Annotated in this window: 20 protein-coding genes and 1 pseudogene; 4 read left to right on the top strand and 17 right to left on the bottom strand. The window is 71.1% G+C overall.

The genetic code is table 11. The annotated features are described in order from the left end of the window. Positions 1 to 45: 45 nt before the first annotated feature. Together TN53_RS28740 and TN53_RS28735 are read right to left on the bottom strand one after the other, a co-directional pair. Positions 46 to 765: a polysaccharide deacetylase family protein gene (locus TN53_RS28740; protein WP_420719134.1), complete on the bottom strand. Its 720-nt coding sequence runs from the start codon at positions 763 to 765 to the stop codon at positions 46 to 48. Then, positions 762 to 1667: a polysaccharide deacetylase family protein gene (locus TN53_RS28735; protein ID WP_046261609.1), complete on the bottom strand. Its 906-nt coding sequence runs from the start codon at positions 1665 to 1667 to the stop codon at positions 762 to 764. The genes TN53_RS28740 and TN53_RS28735 overlap by 4 nt, the downstream gene beginning before the upstream one ends. 126 nt (positions 1668 to 1793) lie before the next feature. Between TN53_RS28735 and TN53_RS28730 the strand changes: the two genes are divergently transcribed. Then, entirely contained in the window at positions 1794 to 2978 is a 1185-nt protein-coding gene (locus TN53_RS28730) for a class I SAM-dependent methyltransferase (protein WP_046261608.1), read from the top strand. On the opposite strand, the gene TN53_RS28725 is transcribed toward TN53_RS28730, so the two are convergent. The 7 genes from TN53_RS28725 to TN53_RS28695 all read right to left on the bottom strand — a co-directional run bounded on the left by TN53_RS28725 (position 2970) and on the right by TN53_RS28695 (position 10188). Next, positions 2970 to 4172, bottom strand: a complete 1203-nt coding sequence (locus tag TN53_RS28725) for an RNA polymerase sigma factor (RefSeq protein ID WP_095046791.1) — start codon at positions 4170 to 4172, stop codon at positions 2970 to 2972. The two genes, TN53_RS28730 and TN53_RS28725, sit on opposite strands and share 9 nt — an antisense overlap. A gap of 101 nt (positions 4173 to 4273) precedes the next feature. Next, complete coding sequence (locus TN53_RS28720; RefSeq protein WP_046261606.1) at positions 4274 to 4630, bottom strand: YciI family protein; 357 nt, start codon at positions 4628 to 4630, stop codon at positions 4274 to 4276. A 117-nt stretch (positions 4631 to 4747) separates the two neighbouring features. Next, a complete protein-coding gene (locus TN53_RS28715; protein ID WP_046261605.1) occupies positions 4748 to 5326 on the bottom strand; it encodes a Uma2 family endonuclease in 579 nt (192 codons plus the stop codon). Positions 5327 to 5385: 59 nt separating this feature from the next. Beyond that, entirely contained in the window at positions 5386 to 6240 is an 855-nt protein-coding gene (locus tag TN53_RS28710) for a hypothetical protein (RefSeq protein WP_046261604.1), read from the bottom strand. 313 nt (positions 6241 to 6553) lie between these two features. Next, positions 6554 to 7597 carry an LCP family protein gene (locus tag TN53_RS28705; RefSeq protein WP_046261603.1) on the bottom strand — a complete coding sequence of 348 codons (1044 nt, stop codon included), beginning with the start codon at positions 7595 to 7597 and terminating at the stop codon, positions 6554 to 6556. Positions 7598 to 7670: 73 nt separating this feature from the next. Then, complete coding sequence (locus TN53_RS28700; protein ID WP_046261602.1) at positions 7671 to 9035, bottom strand: endo-1,4-beta-xylanase; 1365 nt, start codon at positions 9033 to 9035, stop codon at positions 7671 to 7673. A gap of 82 nt (positions 9036 to 9117) precedes the next feature. Continuing rightward, positions 9118 to 10188 carry a LacI family DNA-binding transcriptional regulator gene (locus TN53_RS28695; protein ID WP_046261601.1) on the bottom strand — a complete coding sequence of 357 codons (1071 nt, stop codon included), beginning with the start codon at positions 10186 to 10188 and terminating at the stop codon, positions 9118 to 9120. Positions 10189 to 10334: 146 nt separating this feature from the next. On the opposite strand from TN53_RS28695, the gene TN53_RS28690 reads away from it, so the two are divergent. Then, positions 10335 to 12638 (top strand): glycoside hydrolase family 3 N-terminal domain-containing protein, encoded by a 2304-nt coding sequence (locus TN53_RS28690; RefSeq protein WP_046261600.1) that lies wholly within the window; start codon positions 10335 to 10337, stop codon positions 12636 to 12638. 26 nt (positions 12639 to 12664) lie between these two features. After that, entirely contained in the window at positions 12665 to 13186 is a 522-nt protein-coding gene (locus TN53_RS28685; protein ID WP_046261599.1) for a hypothetical protein, read from the top strand. A gap of 28 nt (positions 13187 to 13214) precedes the next feature. On the opposite strand, the gene TN53_RS28680 is transcribed toward TN53_RS28685, so the two are convergent. The 4 genes from TN53_RS28680 to tsaB are packed head-to-tail and all read right to left on the bottom strand — an operon-like array spanning position 13215 to position 15718. After that, positions 13215 to 13472, bottom strand: a complete 258-nt coding sequence (locus TN53_RS28680) for a hypothetical protein (protein ID WP_046261598.1) — start codon at positions 13470 to 13472, stop codon at positions 13215 to 13217. Beyond that, complete coding sequence (gene tsaD, locus TN53_RS28675) at positions 13469 to 14554, bottom strand: tRNA (adenosine(37)-N6)-threonylcarbamoyltransferase complex transferase subunit TsaD (protein WP_046261597.1); 1086 nt, start codon at positions 14552 to 14554, stop codon at positions 13469 to 13471. Before tsaD ends, TN53_RS28680 begins: the two co-directional genes overlap by 4 nt. Beyond that, positions 14547 to 15044 (bottom strand): ribosomal protein S18-alanine N-acetyltransferase, encoded by a 498-nt coding sequence (gene rimI / locus TN53_RS28670; protein ID WP_046261639.1) that lies wholly within the window; start codon positions 15042 to 15044, stop codon positions 14547 to 14549. Before rimI ends, tsaD begins: the two co-directional genes overlap by 8 nt. Positions 15045 to 15061: 17 nt before the next feature. Further along, entirely contained in the window at positions 15062 to 15718 is a 657-nt protein-coding gene (gene tsaB, locus TN53_RS28665) for a tRNA (adenosine(37)-N6)-threonylcarbamoyltransferase complex dimerization subunit type 1 TsaB (protein ID WP_046261596.1), read from the bottom strand. A gap of 108 nt (positions 15719 to 15826) precedes the next feature. Here tsaB and TN53_RS28660 point away from each other — a divergent pair, with 108 nt between their 5' ends. Next, the gene (locus tag TN53_RS28660; RefSeq protein ID WP_095046788.1) at positions 15827 to 16381 is read left to right on the top strand and encodes a hypothetical protein; all 555 of its coding nucleotides are present in this window, start codon (positions 15827 to 15829) and stop codon (positions 16379 to 16381) included. Between the two features lie 405 nt (positions 16382 to 16786). On the opposite strand, the gene tsaE is transcribed toward TN53_RS28660, so the two are convergent. The 4 genes and pseudogenes from tsaE to TN53_RS28640 all read right to left on the bottom strand — a co-directional run bounded on the left by tsaE (position 16787) and on the right by TN53_RS28640 (position 20697). Beyond that, positions 16787 to 17299 carry a tRNA (adenosine(37)-N6)-threonylcarbamoyltransferase complex ATPase subunit type 1 TsaE gene (gene tsaE / locus TN53_RS28655; RefSeq protein ID WP_046261594.1) on the bottom strand — a complete coding sequence of 171 codons (513 nt, stop codon included), beginning with the start codon at positions 17297 to 17299 and terminating at the stop codon, positions 16787 to 16789. Beyond that, positions 17265 to 18552 (bottom strand): annotated as a pseudogene (locus TN53_RS28650) (alpha/beta fold hydrolase). The gene tsaE and the pseudogene TN53_RS28650 overlap by 35 nt, the downstream one beginning before the upstream one ends. 51 nt (positions 18553 to 18603) lie before the next feature. Continuing rightward, entirely contained in the window at positions 18604 to 19776 is a 1173-nt protein-coding gene (gene alr, locus TN53_RS28645; protein ID WP_046261593.1) for an alanine racemase, read from the bottom strand. A 45-nt stretch (positions 19777 to 19821) separates the two neighbouring features. Then, positions 19822 to 20697, bottom strand: coding sequence for a L,D-transpeptidase family protein (locus TN53_RS28640; protein WP_046261592.1), 876 nt, complete (start codon positions 20695 to 20697; stop codon positions 19822 to 19824). Positions 20698 to 20891 lie beyond the last annotated feature (194 nt).

Below are 20891 nucleotides of genomic sequence, written 5' to 3'. Positions count from 1 at the left end.
AAGACACCGGTACGAGCACCCCCACAGGCATCCCCACGGGTGCCCCTACAGGTAGTCCTCCAGCCGCCCCACCCTCAGCCCCGCCCTCCGGATCTCCCCCAGCAGCCGCTCCGTGCGCGCCACCAGCGTCAGCCCCGTCGTCCCGATCGATGCCACGGAGATGATGTCGCCGGGGAGCAGGCGGCGCTCTCCCGTCGGGTAGGTCAGCCGCTCGTCCCCCATCGACGCCCGCCACAGCACGACCGCCGCGACTCCGCAGTCGGCGGCGGCGCGCAGGGTGGTCGTGTCGTATGTGCCGTAGGGCGGGCGGAACAGGTGGGGGCGGATGCCGAAGCGGGACTTGAGTTTGTCCTGCTGGCCGCAGATCTCGGCGCGCTGCCCGGCGTACGGCAGACCGCGCAGGGCGGTGTGGTCGAGGGTGTGGTTCTGGATCGAGGCGCCAACCGACTGGAGACGGGCGAAGTGCCCGTACCCGGGGCCGACGACGCTGTCGGTGAGGAACATACTGACGGGCAGCCGCCGTTCACGGACCAGCTCGACGAAGCGCGGGTCCTTCTCCGCGCCGTCGTCGTAGGTCAGGAAGACGACCTTGTCGGAGGTGGGGGCCCGCCTCACGACGGACGGCGGACCCGTCCCGGACCCCGTCGCCGTCGCGCCGTACGAACCGCCCTTGCCCAGCCGCTCGACGGGGTCGACGGACCGGGCGCAGCCGGCGAGCAGCATGACCGCCGCCAGTGCCGCGGCAGCCGGTCCACGCGAACTCACAGGTAGTCCTCGAGGCGGGCCACCGCGTACCCCTCGGCCGTGACCTTGTTCAGGAACCGCCGGATCATGTCGGACATAGTGCCCTTCCACTCCGCCCGGCCGCGGAAGTGACTCAGCACGATGTCACCCGGGCGGATCTTCCGGTCCCACTCGCGGTAGTCCCAGCGGTCGACGAAGACCTCCTCGTTCCAGATCGGCGCGTACTTCACCCCGCAGGACTTCGCGGCGCGCAGCGTGGCCTCGTTGTAGTTGCCGAAGGGCGGGCGGAAGAGGGTGGGGCGCTTGCCGTAGCGCTTCTCGATGATGTCCTGCATGCCGCAGATCTCGTGCTTCTGGCGGGCGTAGGACAGTCCCGGCAGGTAGGGGTGGTGAAGCGTGTGGTTGTTCAGTCCGACCCCTGCGTCCTGCATGTTCTTGAAGTAGCCGTAGTCGCCCTTGACCAGGTAGTCGCTGAGGAAGGCGGTGTACGGGATCTTCAGCTCGCTCATCATCCGCAGGAACGCCGGGTCCTTCTCGGCGCCGTCGTCGATGGTGAGGAAGACGATCTTCTCCGTGGTCGGGATCGTGGTGAAGACCGGCGGGAGACCCTTCTCCTCGTGGCCGTCCACCTCGAAGCCCCTGCGGGTCGTGATCCTCGGCTTCTTCGCGGGCGGCGCGGGGGGCGCCAGCGGGACTCCGGCCAGACCCCAGCGTTTCGCGACCTTCGCGTAGGCGTGGAGCTTCGTGGCGTACGAGTCCAGGGCACGGGCCGGAGCCGCCTTCAGGAGCTGCTGACCGAGCGCCGGACGCGCCGGACGCACCTCGGCGCTCTCACCCTGCGCGCAGCCCGAGGCGATGACGGCGACGGCGACGGCGACGGCGACGAGCACGGCGATCCCGACACGGGCCCGAGGAGCACGCATCACCCGACTTTTATCATTTTGTCCTACTGATCCCATGGCGCCGGATCCTCGCAGGTCACCGCCCTGCTCCCGGGCCGACACCGCCGCCGGAGGCGGGCCGTCCACCGACTGGCCCACAATGTCCCGGTGAACGACCTCGCTCCCCTCCTCACCCCCGAGGGCCGCGCCCTCCTCGACACGGTGCGCGACACCGCCCCCGCCGACGAACTCGCCGTCGCCACCCGGCTGCGCCGCGAGCACCCCGCGGAGCTGGTGTCGGCCGCGCTCGGCCAGGCCCGGCTGCGGCAGCGGGCGGCGGTGAAGTTCGGGGCCGAGGACGCGGGACGGATGTTCTTCACGCCGAACGGGGTCGAGCAGTCGACGCGGGCGAGTGTGGCGACGTATCGCGCCGAGTGCTTCCAGGCGATGGGCGTGCGGTCCGTCGCCGACCTGTGCTGCGGGATCGGCGGGGACGCGATCGCCTTCGCCCGCGCCGGGATCCGCGTCCTGGCCGTCGACCGGGATCCGCTGACCTGTGCCGTGGCTCGCGCCAACGCCGATGCGCTCGGGCTCGCCCATCTGATCGAGGTGCGCGAGGCGGACGTCACGGAAGTGGACACGGCCGAGTACGACGCCGTGTTCGTGGATCCGGGCCGACGCGGCGGCCGTGGGCGCATCTTCGACCCCGAGGCCTACTCCCCGCCCCTGTCCTGGGCCGTGTCCGCCGCGCTCAAGGCACCGATCGGCGTGCTGAAGATCGCGCCGGGCATCCCGCACGAGGCGATCCCCGCCGAGGCCGAGGCCGAGTGGATCTCGGACCGTGGGGATGTGAAGGAAGCCGTGCTGTGGTTCGGCACGGGCCGTACGCCCGGGGCGCGGCGGGCCGTCCTGCTGCCCTCGGAGGCCGGTATCCGGGCCTCCCCCGACACCATGCTGCCCGACCCCGAAGTCCGCCCCGTCGGGCGGTACTTGTACGAGCCCGACGGCGCCGTCATCCGCGCCCACCTGGTCGCCGAGGTGGCCGAGGACCTGGAGGGCGGGCTGATCGACGCGACGATCGCCTACATCACCGCCGACGAGCTGCACGTGACCCCGTATGCGACGGCGTACGAGATCACCGACCAACTCCCCTTCAACGTCAAGAAGTTGAAGGCGCTGCTGCGGGAGCGCGAGGTCGGCATCCTGACCGTGAAGAAGCGGGGGTCGGCCGTGGAGCCGGAGGAGCTGCGCAGGAAGGTGAAGCCGCAGGGGCCGAACTCGACGACCGTGTTCCTGACCCGGGTCGCCGGGGCACCGACGATGCTGATCGGCGCCCCCGCGCGCCTACAGTGACCGCAGCCTCGCCTCCAGCAGCTCCCGCTCCCGGCCGTTGCGCGTCAGCCCCGCCGCCCGCTCGAACTCCGCCCGCGCCTCTGCCGTACGCCCCAGCCGGGCCAGCAGGTCGCCGCGGACGCTCGGCAGCAAGTGGTAGTCGCGCAGGGCGGGTTCGCCGGTCAGGGTGTCGACGATCGCCAGGGCCGGTCCGGGGCCCTCGGCCATCGACACGGCGACCGCGCGGTTGAGCTCGACGACCGGGGAGGGGGCGCGGGCGGCGAGCAGCCCGTAGAGGGTCGCGATGCTCGGCCAGTCGGTCTCCTCGTAGGTGTACGCGTGCGCGTGGCAGGCGGCGATGGCGGCCTGGAGGGCGTACGGGCCGGGGGCGCCGGTGCGGGTGGCGTCGGCGCGGCCGAGGGCGTTGATGCCGCGGGCGATGAGCATGCGGTTCCAGCGGCGGCGGTTCTGGTCCTCCAGGAGGACCGGCTCGCCGGCCGGGCCGGTGCGGGCGGCGGTGCGGGACGCCTGGAACTCCAGGAGTGCGGCGAGGGCGTGCACCTCCGGTTCCTTCGGCATCAGCGCGGCCAGGACGCGGGCCAGGCGGAGGGCATCCTCGCAGAGGCCGGGGCGCAGCCAGTCGTCGCCCGCGGTGGCGGCGTAACCCTCGTTGAAGACGAGGTAGATGACGTCGAGGACGTCTCCCAGGCGGGCCTCGCGCTCGGAGCCGTAGGGCACTTCGAAGGCGACGTTCTTCGTCGCGAGGGTGCGTTTCGCCCGGACGATGCGCTGGGCGATCGTCGGCTCCGGGACGAGGAACGCGCGGGCGATCTCGGCGGTGGTGAGGCCGCCGAGCAGCCGCAGGGTCAGGGCGATACGGGCCTCGGCGGAGAGCACCGGGTGGCAGGTGGTGAAGACCAGGCGGAGCAGGTCGTCGCCGATGTCCTCGGGGTCGGCCGGTTCCTCCGGCGGGGCCGTCGTCTCCAGGGAGCGGCCGATCTCCTGGAGCTTGCGGGCGTAGTTCTCGCGGCGCCGGACCAGGTCGACGGCGCGGCGCCGGGCAGTGGTCATGAGCCAGGCGCCCGGGTTGCCGGGGACACCGTCGCGCGGCCACTGCTCCAGGGCGGCGACCAGGGCGTCCTGGGCGAGTTCCTCGGCGATGCCGACGTCCCGGACGATGCGGGTGACGCCGGCGATGATGCGCGGGGACTCCATGCGGAACACCGTCTCGACGGTGCCGCGGGGGTCGCTGGAGGACTGTGGGCTCACAGCCCCCCATGCAACACCCCTCCCGGCGTACGGCCAAGGACAGCCGCTCAGCCCTCCGCGATCTCCCGCACCTCGCAGGTCACCGTCCAGTACTCCTCGTGGACCTGGAGGAACCGCTTGGTCCACTCGATGGCCTCGGCCTTGTCCTTGCACTGCATGAGCGCGTACCCACCGACGACCTCCTTGGCCTCGGTGAAGGGCCCGTCGGTGACGGAGATCTTCCCGTCCTCCCAGTGCACGCGGGTGCCCTGCGAGGACGGGGTCAGACCGGCGGTGTCGAGCATGACACCGGCCTTGGTGATCTCCTCGATCAGCGCACCCATCCGTTCCATCAGCTCGGGGCTGGGGCCTTCGGCGGGGGCGTTGGACTCGTCGATCTGCACGAGGGAGAGGTAGCGGGGCATCTGGGGCTCCTTGGGTCGGGGCCGGGGCTTGGTTCCGGCCGCTCAACCATGCGTCGATCGGGAGACACCGGGGTCGACACCCACGCCGAAATTTCTCGAAGATCTTTTACGAGACCGTCAGTCGGCGAAGTCCTTGAGCTTCTCGGTGTCCAGAGTGATCCCGACCGGGTCCGGCAGTTCGATCACGGACCCGAAGGCCCGGGTGGTCACGGACCGGTAGACACCGCCTTCGGGGTCGGCGTGGACGGTCACGCTGTCCAGGTCCCGATCGACGAGGAGATAGACGGGGATGCCTGAGGCCGCAAAGCCCTCCGGCTTTTCGATTCGGTCGCGCTGATCGGCGTCCCGGTCATGAGAGGTGACCTCGACGACCATCAGGACGCCGTCGGGCTCCGACCACTCACCCTTGCCGACGAAGTAGCCCTCAGGCACAAGACTCGCATCCGGCCTGGCCCGGCCCTTGCGGTAGGCCTCGACCTTCAGTCCCTGCTCCGGATAGAGCTCCAGATCGGGACGCAGCTGCATGCACCGCTTCAGGAGCCACACCACAATCGAACCGTGATTGCCGTCCGGCATGGGCTTGACCCCGATCTTTCCGTGCAGGAACTCCAGTCGCGCCGACTCCGGCGCGTGACGGGCGAGCTCCTCGAATTCCTCGACGAGCATCTGCGGACGGTCGGATGTCCTGGGGGTCATGGCGTCGCCTCCTCCCCTCCATCCTGCCCCGATCAGGGGCGGTCCGTGCTGCAAGGTCGTCATACGCCTTCTCCTTCCTCCCTACGACGTCCAGTGCGCAGGGCTGCTCGCAGCCGCCGCCCTGCATGAGCCTGGACCCGGTCGGCCGCGAGACCGGGCCGTCCACCCCGGCAGCCCGCGCACAGCCCGCCACGCATACCGCCACCGCCCTGGTCCGGCTCTCCGCACGCGGTGCACACCACCTCGTAGCGATCTCGCTGCACGGGCTCCGGCGCGGGCGGCAGCTTCTCCAGAAGCCGGGCCCGTACGAAGCCGTACGCGTACTCCACCCGCTTCGGAAGCCCGGCCACCACCGACTGCACCAGCTGCGCCTCGCTCGCGCCCCGCGCGAACCATTCCGCCGCGCTCTCCTCCAACGCCCCGCACTCCCCCGCCGAGAGCGTCAGCCGGGCGTCGATCCGCCCGAGCCGGGCGAGCACGTCGAACGCCGCCGAGCGCACCGCCTCCGGCGAGAGCCTGGTGACCGGCGCCTCACCGGCGAGGAAGGCGCCCCACCAGGCGTCGTCGCGTGCGGTGCGGGAGAAGAACGTGTGCCACACCCAGCGGGGGCAGCCGTCGACGGTGACCGGGCGCCGTACGCGGCGCAGATGACCGGCGGCGGAGAGGTTGTTGAGGGCGGTGCCGATGGCGCACTGGCCGTACGGGAGATGCTTGGCGAGCGTCTTGACGGAGATGTCCGCCCCCTCGTCGAGCCGGTCGAGGTAGGCGGCGATCGATGCCTCGCGGGTGGGGAGGTGGGTGAAGTCGCGTCCGCTGCGGGGCTCCTGGTCCGGCGCGGGCTTCTTTCCGTAGCCGGGATTGGCCTTCGGGTGGGCGGACGGACGCGGGGCAGCACTAAGCTGGGCGGTAGCCATTGGATCGAGTCCTCTTCGATCTGGTGGTGAGACCCCCGCGTGGTGCGCTAACACCCACGGGGGTCGATGCTTTTCGTGGCGCGCGCTACACGCCCGCAACAATCCGCCGCGGCCCGATCACGAAAAGTCATCTCGCCTGGCCAGCAAGGCGACTTGGGAGGGTGGGTGGGTTGAGCCACCCACCCGTTCCTTACAAAAAGGGTCTCGAATCCCGACCCCCGAAGCTCAAGCGCCGACGGGAACCGTCAACTCGGGGGCATCGCCCCGAAGGTTGAGCTTCGAGTCACGGATGGGGATCGAGGTTGTACGCCGCTCAGCGCAGCGACTTCCACAACTCGCTCGCCTCCGGCTCCTGCGCCACCACCCGGTTGGCGTCCGAGGGAGCCGGCACCACCGGCATCGTCACCGTCTTCACCTGGTCCGCCGACAGCCCCTTCAGACTCTGGCCCAGGCTCATCAGCTCGCTCAGCGAGTCGAGTCCGGTGTCGGTGGTGAGGCTGCCGGTGATCGCGTCGGCGACCTCGTAGAGCTTGGTCGGGCTGGTGAGCAGATCGGTCGAGGAGATCTGCTCGAGGAGCGCCTTCACCAGCTTCTGCTGGAGGCCTATCCGGCCGAGATCGCTGCCGTCGCCTATGCCGTGCCGGGTGCGGGCGAGCGCGAGGGCCTGCTTGCCGTTCAGGTGGTGGGTGCCGGCCTTCAGGGTCAGGTGGCTGCTGGAGTCGTCGATGTCCTCGTCCGTCGTCACGGTCACGCCGCCGAGGGCGTTCACCAGCTTCGCGAAGCCCGAGAAGTCGATCTCGATGTAGTGGTCCATGCGGACGTCCGTGATCGACTCGACGGCCTTGACCGCGCAGACGGGACCGCCGACGGAGTACGCGCTGTTGAACATCGCGTTGTAGGCCACCGCCGTGGAGCCTCCGTCGTCCAGGGGACACGACGGGCGGGTGACGAGTGTGTCGCGCGGGATGCTGACCACTGTCGCCTCGGTGCGGCCGGCGTCGATGTGCACGACCATCGCCGTGTCGGACCGGGCGCCGGAGCTGTCGCCGCCGCCGAGTTCCTTGTTCTCCTTGCCACTGCGCGAGTCGGAGCCCAGGACGAGGATGTTCAGGGCCTCGGAGGGCAGCGGGGAGGCGGAAGCGGACGCCGCCGGCGAAGGTGTCGTCACCGGCTTCGCCGGACGGTCGTCGCCGAGCGCGTTGTCGATGTCGACGCTCTTGATGTTGTCGTTGAGGTGCCAGTACAGCCAGCCACCCGTGGCGGCGCCCACCACCAGTACGCCGGCGAGAGTGAGGCCGGCGGCCTTCAGTGCACGCGACCGCCGGCCCACTCGTCTGCCTTCGTCGTCTCCGCTCACGGAGAGGAACGTAAGTCCGAATTATTACAAGGGCGCTGCTCAAGCCGCCTTTCTTCGGAAAATCTCACCTTTCTCAGCCCAGCGTCACGGTCGGCACCGGGTTGCTCCCGCTCCATGACCCGTTGAAGCCGAAGGTCACCGAGCCGCCGTCCGGCACGGTCCCGTTGTAGGAGGCGTTGGCGCAGCTGACCGCCGCGCCGGACTGGGTGCAGGTCGCGTTCCAGGCCTGCGTGACCTGCTGGCCCGCCCCGTACGTCCAGCCCACCTTCCAGGACGACAGCGCGGCGCCCGAGCAGGAGATCGTCACGTTCCCGGTGAACCCGGTGTTCCACTGGCTCTGCACGCTGTACGACGCTGTGCAGGCGCCGGTCGGCGGAGGCGTGGTCGTACCCCCGAGCGCCTCCGCGATCCCGTAGTACGCCGGTTTCGGCGCGTAGTTCGCGTCGTAGGGCGTCGCCGCGCCCTGCCCCGGGAAGGTGCTCTCCACCCAGGAGTCCGAGTCGGTGAAGCCCCAGACGGTGAGGTTGACGCAGCGCGCGACCGCCACACAGGCGGCGGTGACCGCCTTGTAGTCGGCCTTCTGCTGGGCGAGCTTTGCGCTGTCCGACGGCAGCGTCATCCGGATGTCGAGCTCGGTGATGGCCACGTCGACACCGAGGTCGGCGAAGCGCTGGATGTTCTGCTGGAGCGTGGACGGCACCTGGCCGAGGATGAGGTGGGCCTGAAGACCGACGCCGTCGATCGGGACGCCCTGCTCCTTCAGCGACTTGACCAGGTTGTAGAGGGCGGTGCTCTTCGCGTTGACGCCCTCGACGTTGTAGTCGTTGATGTACAGCTTGGCGGCCGGGTCGGCGGCGCGGGCGGCGGTGAGGGCCTGGGCGATGTAGCCGGTGCCGAGGCCGTTGTACCAGAGGGTCTGGCGGTAGGTGCCGTCCTCGTTGAACGGCTCGTTGACGACGTCCCAGGCGGCGAGGCGGCCCTTGTAGCGGCCGACCTCGGTGGCGATGTGGTCGTTCAGCAGCGTGCTCAGCTGGGCCGACGTCCAGGTGCCGTTCGTCAGCCAGCTCGGGTTCTGGCTGTGCCAGACCAGGGTGTGGCCGCGCACCTCCTGATCGTGGGCCTCGGCGAAGGCGACGATCTGGTCCGCCTCCGCCCAGTTGAAGTTCCCCCGGGTCGGCTCGACCGAGCCCCACTTCATGGCGTTGCCGGGGGTCAGCCAGTTGAACTGAGCCCCGGCGATGTCACCGTAGGTCCCGGTCAGTTTGGAGCCGGTGACCGCCGTACCCATGGCCTTGCCCTTGGCTGCCGCGAGGTCGCGCAGCGGGGTGTCGGCGGCGTGCGCGGTGGTCGCGCCGGCGGTCACCAGGGTGGCGACGGTGGCCGCTCCGGCCAGCAGAGCGGCGAGTCGTACACGTAGCGAAGTTCTGGAGGATCTCACTGCGGGTGCCTCCGAAAGTTTCGGTCGTGCAGCCGATTGACTTCGGAGGAGTGTGGGGGTGACGGCCCCACCCGTCAATACGTCAACTTCCGGCCAGCGGCGGCCCGGCGGTACTGCTGCGCACCACCAGGCTCGTCGCCAGCTCCACCCGAGTGGCCGCCGGAGAGCCCTCCTCACGCGCCAGATCGAGCACCAGCTTGGCCGCCGCCTCGGCCATCTCGGTCAGCGGCTGCCGTACGGTCGTCAGCGGCGGCCCGACCCAGGGCGCGACGGGCAGATCGTCGAACCCGACCACGCTCAGGTCCTCCGGGATCCTGAGCCCCAGCTCGCGCGCGGCCTCGTACAGCCCGAGCGCCTGGAGGTCGTTCCCGGCGAAGACGGCGGTCGGCCGGTCGGGGCGTCGCAGCAGCTCCAGACCCTGCCGGTAGCCGGCCTCGTGATGGAAGTCACCGTTCTTGATGAGCGCGGGGTCGACCGGCAGCCCGGCGGTCTCCAGGGCGGCCCGGTAGCCGTCGATGCGGGCGCGGCTGCACATCATCCGGGAGGGCCCGCTGATCGCGCCGATCCGGGTGTGTCCGAGGTCGACGAGATGCCGGGTGGCGGCGAGCCCGCCCTGCCAGTTGGTGGCGCCGATGGAGGGCACGTCGGCACCGGGGTCGCCGGCCGGGTCCATGACGACGAACGGGATCGACCGGCTGGTGAGCAGCGCGCGCTGGGACTCGTCGAGCCCGGACAGCACGAGGATCACCCCGTGCGGCCGCCGGGCGGCGACCTGATCGGCCCAGGTCCGCCCGGGCGTGAGCCGCCCCGCGCTCTCGCTGAGCACCACGCTCAGCCCGGCGTCCCGGGCGACGTTCTCCACGCCCCGGATGACCTCCATCGCCCAGGCGCTCTCCAGTTCGTGGAAGACCAGGTCGATCAGGGGCGAACGGCTCGCCTCGGCCCGCCGTCGGCGGTAGCCGTGGGCGCGCAGCAGATCCTCCACGCGGGTGCGGGTCGCCGGGGCGACGTCGGCGCGGCCGTTCAGCACCTTCGAAACAGTCGGCGCCGAGACGCCGGCCTCGCGGGCGATCTCGGCGAGCGTCGCGGTCTGCGACGAGCGGCCGGTTGCTGGGGCTGTCGCCCGGGATTCAGCGGGCTCCGGGGGTGTCATGGCGGCGATCGTATCCCTGCACGACCTCTTGACGAACCCTTCCGACCCGCCTAGGTTCCCAAAACATTCGGCATGCATTTCGAAACATTCGTTAGGCGCATTCGATTAGGGACATTCGTGAGGGCCTTCACCCTGACAGGAGTTTCATGACCACCGCCCCCTGGCGTGACCGCGCCCTGCCCGCCGCCGCCCGCGTCGACGACCTTCTCTCCCGGATGACCCTTCAGGAGAAGACCGCCCAGCTCTACGGCGTGTGGGTGGGCGCCGAGACGGACGGCGACGGGGTCGCCCCGCTGCAGAGCGAGATGAGCGCCGACTACGACTGGGAGGAACTGATCACCCAGGGCCTCGGACAGCTGACCCGCCCCTTCGGCACCGCCCCCGTGGACCCGGCGCTGGGCGCGCAGGCACTGGCCCGCGCCCAGCGCCGTATCGCGGATGCGGGCCGCTTCGGTATCCCGGCACTCGCCCACGAGGAGTGCCTGGCAGGCTTCACGGCCTGGCAGGCCACCGCCTACCCGGTCCCCCTCGCCTGGGGCGCGAGCTTCGACCCGCCGCTCGTCGAGGAGATGGCCGGGCACATCGGCCGCGACCTGCGCGCGGTCGGCGTCCACCAGGGGCTCGCCCCGGTCCTGGACGTCGTCCGCGACCCGCGCTGGGGACGGGTCGAGGAAACCATCGGCGAGGACCCGTACCTGGTCGGTACGGTCGGCGCCGCCTATGTCCGAGGGCTGGAGTCGACCGGGATCGTCGCCACCCTCAAGCACTTCGCCGGGTACGCCTCCTCGGCGGGCGCCCGCAACCACGCACCGGTGCGGGCGGGCGTCCGGGAGCTCGCCGACGTGACGCTGCCGCCGTTCGAGATGGCGTTGCGCGAGGGCGGGGCCCGCTCGGTGATGGCGGCGTACAACGAGACGGACGGCGTCCCGGCCTCCGCCGACCCGGGTCTGCTGACCGAACTCCTGCGCGAGAGCTGGGGTTTCACCGGCACGGTGGTCTCGGACTACTTCGGCGTCGGCTTCCTCCAGAGCCAGCACCGGGTCGCCGGCACCGAGGCGCAGGCCGGCCACGCGGCGCTCGCGGCGGGCCTCGACGTCGAGCTGCCCACCCTGAAGTGCTACGGCAGGCCGCTCCTGGAAGCCGTACGGGCGGGCGAGGTTCCCGAGGAGCTGATCGACCGCGCGGCCCGCCGGGTGCTGCTGCAGAAGTGCGAGCTGGGGCTGCTCGACGAGGACTGGAGCCCCGAGCCGACCGGCCGGATCGACCTGGACTCGACGGCGAACCGCGCCCTGGCGCGTCGGCTGGCCGAGGAGTCGGTGGTCCTGCTGGACAACCCGGACAGCGTCCTGCCGCTCTCCCCCGACCTGAGGATCGCGGTGGTGGGCCCACGGGCGGCGGACGCGCTGGCCATGCTCGGCTGCTACTCCTTCCCCTCCCACGTGCTGACCCACCACCCGGACGTGCCCATGGGCGTCGAGATCCCGACCGTCCTGGAGGCGCTGCGCACCGAACTCCCGGACGCCAAGGTGACGTTCGCGGCCGGTTGCGACACCTCCGACCCGGACCGCTCCGGCTTCGGGGAGGCGGTTGCGCGCACCTCCGAGGCGGATGTGTGCGTGGCGGTCCTGGGCGACCGGGCGGGCCTGTTCGGCCGGGGCACCTCGGGCGAGGGCTGCGATGTGACGGACCTGCGACTGCCCGGCGTCCAGGGCGAGTTGCTGGACACCCTGGTCGCCACCGGCGTACCCGTCGTCCTGGTCCTGCTGACGGGCCGGCCGTACGCGCTGGGCCGCTGGAACGGCCGGCTCGCCGCCGCGGTCCAGGCGTTCTTCCCCGGCGAGGAGGGTGGCCCGGCGGTCGCGGGGGTGCTCTCGGGCCGCGTCAACCCCTCGGGCCGGCTCCCGGTGAGCGTCCCGCAGGTACCCGGCGGCCAGCCGTGGACCTACCTCCAGCCGCCGCTGGGTCTCGCGGGCGATGTCAGCAATCTGGACCCGACGCCGCTGTACGCGTTCGGGCACGGAAGGTCGTACACGTCGTTCGCCTGGGAATCCGATGCCGCCGACACGGAGATCGGCACCGACGGCTCCTACGACATGACCGTGACCGTCCGCAACACCGGTGACCGCGAGGGCGCCGAGGTCGTCCAGCTGTATCTGCACGACCCGGTGGCGTCGGTGACCCGCCCCGACACGCGCCTGGTCGGTTACCAGCGCGTGGAGTTGGCGCCCGGCGAGGCGGCTCGGGTGTCCTTCCGCTTCCACACGGACCTGTCAGCCTTCACAGATCGTTCACGCCGCCGAGTCGTCGAACCGGGCATTCTGGAGCTGCGGTTGGCGGCGTCCAGTACGGACGTACGGCACACGACCCGGCTGAACCTCACAGGACCGGTACGGGTGCTGGGCCCGGACCGTGTACTGCGCTGCGAGACGGAGGTGTCGGGACCGGCCTGACCCTCCGCGCCTGGGGGAGGCTCACCATGGACCGATACGTCCACCATGAACTGCGGTCCGTGTACACCGCGTTGGCCGCTCTCGCCGTCAGTCTGGCGGTGACGGGCGGCGTACGCGGTGCGCCGATGACGGCCTACGGGGCGGGAAGGTTCGCCCTCGGCCTGATCGCGTTCACGGTGGTGTTCACGCTGCTCGGCGCGACCCGGCTCAAGTGGGTCGGCGAGCTACGGGACTTCGAAGCCGCGGTCCCCCTGGAGACGGCCCCGGCGGAGGTCGTCTCCCTGCGCCGCCACCCCCTCAACTGGTGGCTCTTCACGGTGATGTCGGTCCCCACGCCCGTCCTCGCCGTCGGCTGGGAACCGTGGATCGCCCTGCTCCCTCTGTGGCCGGCACTGTCCTGGCTGGGCCAGGCCTGGCTGGCCGCCGAGTGGGAGCGCAGGAACGGCAAGGTGCTGTGGCGGGGATACGACACGGACGCACCGTGGAAGCTGTCGTACTCCCCCGGCGGATCCCGCCACGAGGTCCCCGCCGGGACCACGTCGGCATAGGACCCGCCGTTGCCCGTACCGGCGTCCGTTACTCCGAGCCCACCGACTCGAACCGCCACCGATGCACGGCCCGGCTCGCCAACTCCGCGTCCGGCTCGGGCAGTTCCGGCAGCTCGGCGTCGAGTCCCGCGTCCCACCACGTGATGACGAGCACCCGGTCCTGAGGTGCTCGGAGGGTCTCCCGGCGCAGGGGTGCGGGCGCGAGTTGCTGTTCCCGCGCCCAGGCGAGCAGCTCGTCGCCCCGCCCGTCGACCGCCCGGGCCTCCCACATCAACGCGACCGTCACGAGTACAGATTCTCCTTGCTGACCTCGTGCACGTGGTCGTGGCCGGGGACATGCGGATCCGTCACCGGCAGCGAGGAGTCCGCCGACAGGTCCCAGCTGGAGGCGGGCCGGTTCCGGGCGACCATCTCCGCGCCCAGCGCGGCCACCATCGCCCCGTTGTCCGTGCACAGCTTCGGCCGCGGCACCCGCAGCCGGATCCCGGCCGCCTCGCACCGCTCCTGGGCCAGCACCCGCAGCCGGGAGTTGGCGGCGACACCGCCGCCGATCATCAGATGGTCGACGCCCTCGTCCTTGCAGGCACGGACGGCCTTGCGGGTCAGCACGTCCACGACCGCCTCCTGGAAGGACGCCGCCACATCCCGCACCGGCACCTCCTCGCCCGCGGCCCGCTTGGCCTCGATCCAACGGGCCACGGCGGTCTTCAGGCCGGAGAAGGAGAAGTCGTACGCCGCGTCACGCGGCCCGGTCAGCCCGCGCGGGAACGCGATCGCGCTCGGGTCGCCCTCCTTCGCGTACCGGTCGATGACCGGACCGCCCGGGAAACCGAGGTTCAGCACGCGCGCGATCTTGTCGAACGCCTCGCCCGCCGCGTCGTCGATGGTCGCGCCCATGGGCCGCACATCGGAGGTGATGTCACTCGACAACAGCAGGGACGAATGGCCCCCGGACACCAGCAGCGCCATCGTCGGCTCGGGCAACGCCCCGTGCTCCAGCTGGTCCACGCAGATGTGCGAGGCGAGGTGGTTGACGCCGTACAGCGGCTTACCGAGCGCGTAGGCGTACGCCTTCGCCGCCGACACGCCGACCAGCAGTGCGCCCGCCAGACCAGGGCCGGCGGTCACCGCGATGCCGTCCAGGTCCTTCGCCGTGACACCGGCTTCCTTCAGCGCGCGCTCGATGGTCGGCACCATCGCCTCCAGATGCGCACGCGAGGCGACCTCGGGCACGACCCCGCCGAAACGGGCGTGCTCGTCGACGCTGGAGGCGATCGCGTCCGCGAGCAGGGTGGTGCCGCGGACGATACCGACGCCGGTCTCGTCGCAGGAGGTCTCGATGCCGAGGACGAGAGGTTCGTCAGTCATTGATCTCGGTTCCTTGTTCGGAGGTGGAACCCGCGGCGGAGCCGCCCTTGGATTCCGTGGTCAGTCGCATGACCAGGGCGTCGACGTTGCCGGGCTGGTAGTAGCCGCGCCGGAAACCGATCGCCTCGAAGCCGTACCGCTCGTACAGCTTCTGCGCGCGCACGTTGTCGACCCGGCACTCCAGCATCACTTGGGCGCACTCGAAGGCGGTGGCCGCACGCAGGAGTTCGGTCAGCAGCCGCCCGCCGAGTCCGGTGCCCCAGTGGTCGCGGGCGACGGCGATGGTCTGCACGTCCGCGAGGTCCCCGGACGCGGCGAGCCCGGCGTACCCGACGAGCCGCCCACCGTCCTCGGCGACGACATAGCGCCGGGTCGCCGAAGCGCCGCGCGCATGGGCCAGCTCGGACCAGAACATGCCCCGCGACCAGGCGTCCTCGGGAAAGAGGTCCTTCTCCAGCACCAGTACGGGATCGATGTCCCACCAGCGCATCTCGCGCAGCACGGAGGTCACTTGGGGGTGACCACCTTGTAGTTCTTCGGCACCTGGGCGTCGGGCCGGCGCAGATACAGCGGCCGCGGGGCGGGGAGTTCCGCACCGGCGGCGAGTCTCTCGGCGGCGAGCGCGGCGAGCGCGGCGGCGCAGACATGCTCGGGCTCGCGCGCGACCGGGAAGGTGTCCGGGTAGAGCAGCGCACCGGCCCCGACGGCGGGCAGACCCGCGACCTGCTCGGCGATCTCGGCGGGCCGGTCCACGGCCGGGTCGGTCAGCCGCGTACGGGAGTCGGCGTAGCGCGCCCAGTAGACCTCCTTGCGCCGCGCGTCGGTCGCGACGACGAAGGGGCCCTCCTCGATGTCGGCGGCGTAGGCGAGCCCGTCGAGCGTGCACACACCGTGCACGGGGACGCCGAGCGCGAGCCCGAAGGTGTCGGCGGTCATCAGTCCGACGCGCAGTCCGGTGTAGGGGCCGGGCCCGATGCCTACGACGATGCCGGTGACGGCGTCGAGTTTCAGCCCGGCCTCGGCGAGGACGCGGTCGACGGCCGGCAGCAGCAGCTCGCCGTGCCGGCGCGCGTCCACCTGACTCGAAGAGGCGACGACGTCCGTACCGTCGTGCAGCGCGACGGTCACGGCGGGGGTGGCGGTATCCAGAGCGAGCAAGAGCACGCAAACAGCCTACGGCTCCCGCGCCGCGCGTATCGCCGCCCCGGTCGCGGGCCCCCCGACTGCTAACGTCGCCGAGGATCACGCCGTACGACAACGAGGTGGACGACCGTGTCAAGCACCAGCGCCGGGATTGTGACCGGGCTCACCACGGCGGCCCTGATCACGGTGGGTGTCCTCGCCTACCAGGCCTCGGCGGGCGCCCCGGTCGCGCTCGGCACCTCGCACGGAAGCGGCGAGCCCGCGGCCGCCGCCTCGAAGGCGCCCCGCGACACGGTGCACCCCACCGCCCTGCCCGCCGGTTCCGGCAAGGGTGAACGGGTCGTGTACTCGGTGGACGACGACCGGGTCTGGCTGGTCCGCAAGGACAACGGGGTCCAGCGCACCTTCAAGGTCACCGCGGGCACGGTCGACCCGCTCCCGGGCTCCTACTCCGTCACGTCCCGCTCGAACTCGGTCACCGGCACCGACGGCATCCCCATCGAGCACGTCGTCCGCTTCACCAGCGTCGACAGCGTCACGATCGGCTTCAGCGCGGCCGTGGACGGCTCGGCACCGGAGAACGACCCCACGGCGAAAACGGGCGGCATCCGCGAGTCCCGCGAGGACGGCAACGCAATGTGGGACTTCGCGACGATCGGCCAACGGGTCGTAGTGATCCGCTGAGCGATGGCAGCGCCCCCTTTAGGGGCGCGGAACTGCGCGACCAGCCCCCACCGGCCCGCAGGCAAAGAACCAACCTCAGGCGGCTTTGCGCTGCCCGGCAGCAGACGACCGCACAGCCTCCCGGTCAGGCACCCGCGGCGGCGTGGAAATCACGTTCGCCGCAGCACAGGCCGCCAGCAAGTCCCGCATGGGAACCGGCACCGCGGACACCACACGCGGCGTCGCCTCGTCTCGTTCCGTGGCCGCCATGGACGCCTCCTGAGCACCGGGGGCGGACGTAGTTAGGTAGACCTAACTACGAACTGGGTACCATGTGACCACGCACACGACCGCAAATGCAATAACTTGCCGACGTCTTGTCGGAATATTCATCCACCGATGCTCAAGCGGCCAGCGCGCGCAGGCTCAGGCGGTCAGCACACCGAGGTCGACGGCCGCCCAGCGCTCCCCCAGCCCGGTCAGCGTCAGGTGCCGCACCTCGTCGGTGGTGTCCCCGACGGCACGGTGGATCCGCACCTGGAGCCGGTCGTCGGTGAGCTCCTCGACCTTGCCCTCGCCCCACTCCACGACGATCACCGAGTCGGACAGCGAGACATCGAGATCGAGGTCCTCCATCTCGTCGAGCCCGCCGCCCAGGCGGTACGCGTCGACGTGGACGAGCGGCGGACCGCCGCCGAGGGACGGGTGCACCCGGGCGATCACAAAGGTCGGGGACGTGACGGCACCCCGCACGCCCAGTCCCTCCCCCAGCCCCCGGGTCAGCGTCGTCTTGCCCGCCCCGAGCTCCCCGCTGAGCATCACGAGATCCCCGGCGCGCAGCAGCTTGGCCAGCTTCAGGCCCAGCTCACGCATCTGCTCGGGGGAGGTGACGGTCAGTTCGGTCTCAACCGGGTTGTGCGGTGCTGCTGGTGCTTCCATAGCCACCCACGGTAGCTCCTGCCGGCACGGCGCCCGCCCGTCTCCCACCACCACCCTTATACGGCCGCGCTTCGCGCCCTTTCTCTTCCGCGGGTGAGGAGGTCGGCGATGCGGTCGGTGACCACTTCCGGGTGTTCCAGCATCACCAGGTGCCCGGCGTCCGGCACGAGCACCAGTTCGGCGTCCGGCAGCAGCCCGGCGATGGCCTCGCTGTGCTCGCTGGGCGTGACGAGGTCCCCGATCCCGGCCAGCACGAGCACCGGGAGGTTCGCGAAGTGGGCGAGCGCCTCGGTCTTGTCGTGGTCGGTGAACGCCGGATAGAACTCGGCGACCACGTCGATCGGCGTCCCCTCGATCATCCGCTCGGCGAACCGGGCGACGGCCGGGTCTACGTCCCGGCTCGCGAACGAGTACCGCTTGATGATCCCCGCGAACAGATCGGCGGTGGCCTGCCGCCCCTTCTCCACCAGCTCGGCCCGCTGCCCCAGCGCCTTCAGCACCCCGGGCAGGATCCGTCGTACGGCATTCACTCCCGCGACGGGCAGCCCGAAGTTGACCTCGCCGAGCCGCCCCGACGACGTGCCGACGAGGGCGACGGCGACCACCCGCTCACGGATGAGCTCGGGAAACTCGTCGGCGAGCGCCATGACGGTCATCCCGCCCATGGAGTGCCCCACGAGCACGATCGGCCCCTCGGGCGCGGCGGCGTCGATGACGGCCTTCAGATCGCGCCCCAACTCGTCGATGCTGACCGGCACATCGTCCTGCACCTGCTGCACCCCGCGCGCGGAGCGGCCGTGGCTGCGCTGGTCCCAGTGGACGGTCCGCACGACCCCGCGCAGTGCTGCCCGCTGGAAGTGCCAGGAGTCCTGGCTGAGGCAGTAGCCGTGGCTGAAGACGACGGTGACGGGCAGCGGGGCCTTGCGTCCGAAGAGCCGGCGCCGGCGCGGGGCGGACCCGCCCTCCGGCTCCACGTCGTCGACCTCGTAGTACAGCTCGGTGCCGTCGTCGGCGTACGCCTTGCCGGGCATGCCGCGCAGTGAGCCGTAGGGCCCGGCGGAGTCGAGCGCGAGCCGCGCCTTCTTCCGCATGCCGCGCCCGACGGTCATCCGCTCGAGGGCGACACCGGCCGCCGCTCCCGCCGCGACCACGCCTATCGCGGCACCCGCGATCCCGGTCGCCCTGCGCCAGTTCCCGGCCGCCCCCGTGGCGGAGACCACGGCTACGACAGCCTCCGCGCTGCTCTCGCTCACGTACCGCTCCTCTTCGCCGGACTGCTGGACCACCACTTGCTGCTGGGTCGGTTACCCCGGTTGTCCCTCATTCACATAGACGCGGGGAACGCGGCTTCCGATCCGGGTGACGATTTCGTACGCGATGGTCCCGGCCGCCTGTGCCCAGTCCTCGGCGGTGGGCTCACCGCGGTCGCCGGGCCCGAAGAGGATCGCCTCCGAGCCGGTCTCGGGCTCGTCGCCGCCGAGGTCGACGACGAACTGGTCCATGGCGATCCGTCCCGCGACGGTCCGCCACTTGCCGCCGACCAGGACGGGTCCGGTGCCGGAGGCGTGACGCGGGACGCCGTCCGCGTAGCCGACGGGCACCAGGCCGAGGGTGGTCTCGCCGGGGGTGACGTAGTGATGGCCGTAACTGACGCCGTGCCCGCCCGGGACCCGCTTGACCAGCGCCACCGAGGCGCTCAGCGTCATCACCGGGCGCAGCCCGAAGTCGGCCGGGCTGCCGAGCTCGGGGCTCGGCGAGATGCCGTAGACGGCGACGCCGGTCCGCACGAGGTCGAAATGTGTCTCGGGAAGCGTGAGCGTGGCCGGTGAGTTGGCGATGTGCCGCACCTCGGGACGGGCCCCGGCCTGTTCGGCGTACGACACCATCTCGCGGAACAGGGTGAGCTGGGCGGCGATGGAGGGATGCCCGGGTTCGTCGGCGCAGGCGAAGTGCGACCAGAGTCCGGTGATGCGCAGGAGGCCTTCTTCCTCGGCGCGCAGGGCGTGGGCGACCAGCTCGGCCCAGTCGTCCCCCGGCTGGCATCCGTTCCGCCCCAGGCCGGTGTCGGCCTTGAGCTGCACGCGCGCGGGGGCACCGGCCTCCCGGGCGGCCGCGACGACCTCCTCCAGGGCCCACATCCCGCTGACGGAGACGTCGAGACCGGCCTCGACGGCTTCCCGCCAGGGTCCGCCCGGAGTCCAGAGCCAGCACATGATGCGAACGTCGCGCAGGCCCGTGTGCCGTAGCTCCAAGGCCTCCTCGGGCGTCGCCGTGCCCAGCCAGGTCGCCCCCGCCTCGACGGCCGCGCGGGCACACGGCACCGCCCCGTGGCCGTACGCGTCGGACTTGACCACGGCCATCAGGGCCGCGCCCGGCGCGAGGGCGCGCAGGGTCCGCACATTGGCCCGCAGGGCGGCCAGATCGATCTCGGCGCGGGCACGCAGGGGCGTGCTCCGCGGGGCAGGTGTCTCACTCATGGCACCCCCAGTCTCTCAGAGGGGTCCGACAGTCCCCGCGGACGCCTACGCTCCGGGTCGCCGCCCCCAGACATAGACCCGGTCGCCCTTCTTCAGCACACCCCACAGCGTGCGCGCGTCCCCGATCCGCAGATTGACGCAGCCCATGGAGCCGACGGTGGTGAAGATGGAGCCGTAGACGGCGTGGAAGGCCTGTCCGCCGCTGAAGAACTGCGCGTAGGGCATGGGTTGGTGGTAGAGCGTGGACACATGGTTCTTGTGTTTCCAGTAGACCTTGAACCAGCCCGTACGGGTCTTGTACCCGGCCCGTCCGCTCCGCATGGGCACCGGCCCGAAGACGACCTTCTTCCCCTTCTGCACCCAGGTGATCTGCCGGTCGAGATCGACGCAGGCGACGCGGTACGTGCGCACCGGACACTTCTTGGCGGCATTGGGGTTCTTCTTCGCGGACAGGTACTGCATCCGGGACCAGGTGATCGGCCCCGCGAACCCGATGGCGGGCTTGATCTTCTGCTTGACCTGGAAAGCCCTGATGGCCTTGCAGTCGGCCTTCGACTGCTTCCCGTCCACCTTCAGCTTCAGCCACCGCTCGATCTGCCGCTGATAGGGCCCGCGTGACGTGGTGCACGAGACCCGGGCGACGGCGTCGGCGAGCGGCACGTACTCGACCAGGTCGTACGCCCCCGGAGCGGCCTGCGCCGGCTCGACGGCGTCCTCCTGGGCGCTGGGCTCGTACACCTGCGGCGCGAGGGCCTGGTCAGGGCTGTCGATCTGCCAGGGCTGGTACTCGCCGGGGACGAGTTCGGCCTCGGAGCCGGGGGCGGGGGGCGGGGGCGCGGCGGAGGCGGTTCCGGCGGGCAGCACGGTGGCGGCCACGAGGAACGCCGCGACGCTCCGGCGGGCGATACGTCTGCTGATCATGCGATCAGAGAAACGTGGGCCCCGCGAGGACAGGGAGTACCACGCGGGGAGGTCACTCGTACGTACGCAGCCCGGCTACCGGCGTACGCAGCCCGGTTACCGGGCCCGCACGTCCCTCCAGGCCCCCCGAATCCCCTCCGCCACGTCATGCGCCCCCACCGGCGACCCGTCCGCCGCGAACCGCCCCGCCAGCC

Origin of the sequence: Streptomyces sp. WM6386 (genome assembly GCF_000972385.1) — a bacterium.
Lineage (GTDB): Bacteria > Actinomycetota > Actinomycetes > Streptomycetales > Streptomycetaceae > Streptomyces.
The sequence above is the reverse complement of the archived record's forward strand: the minus strand, read 5'-3'. Positions and strand labels throughout refer to the sequence as shown.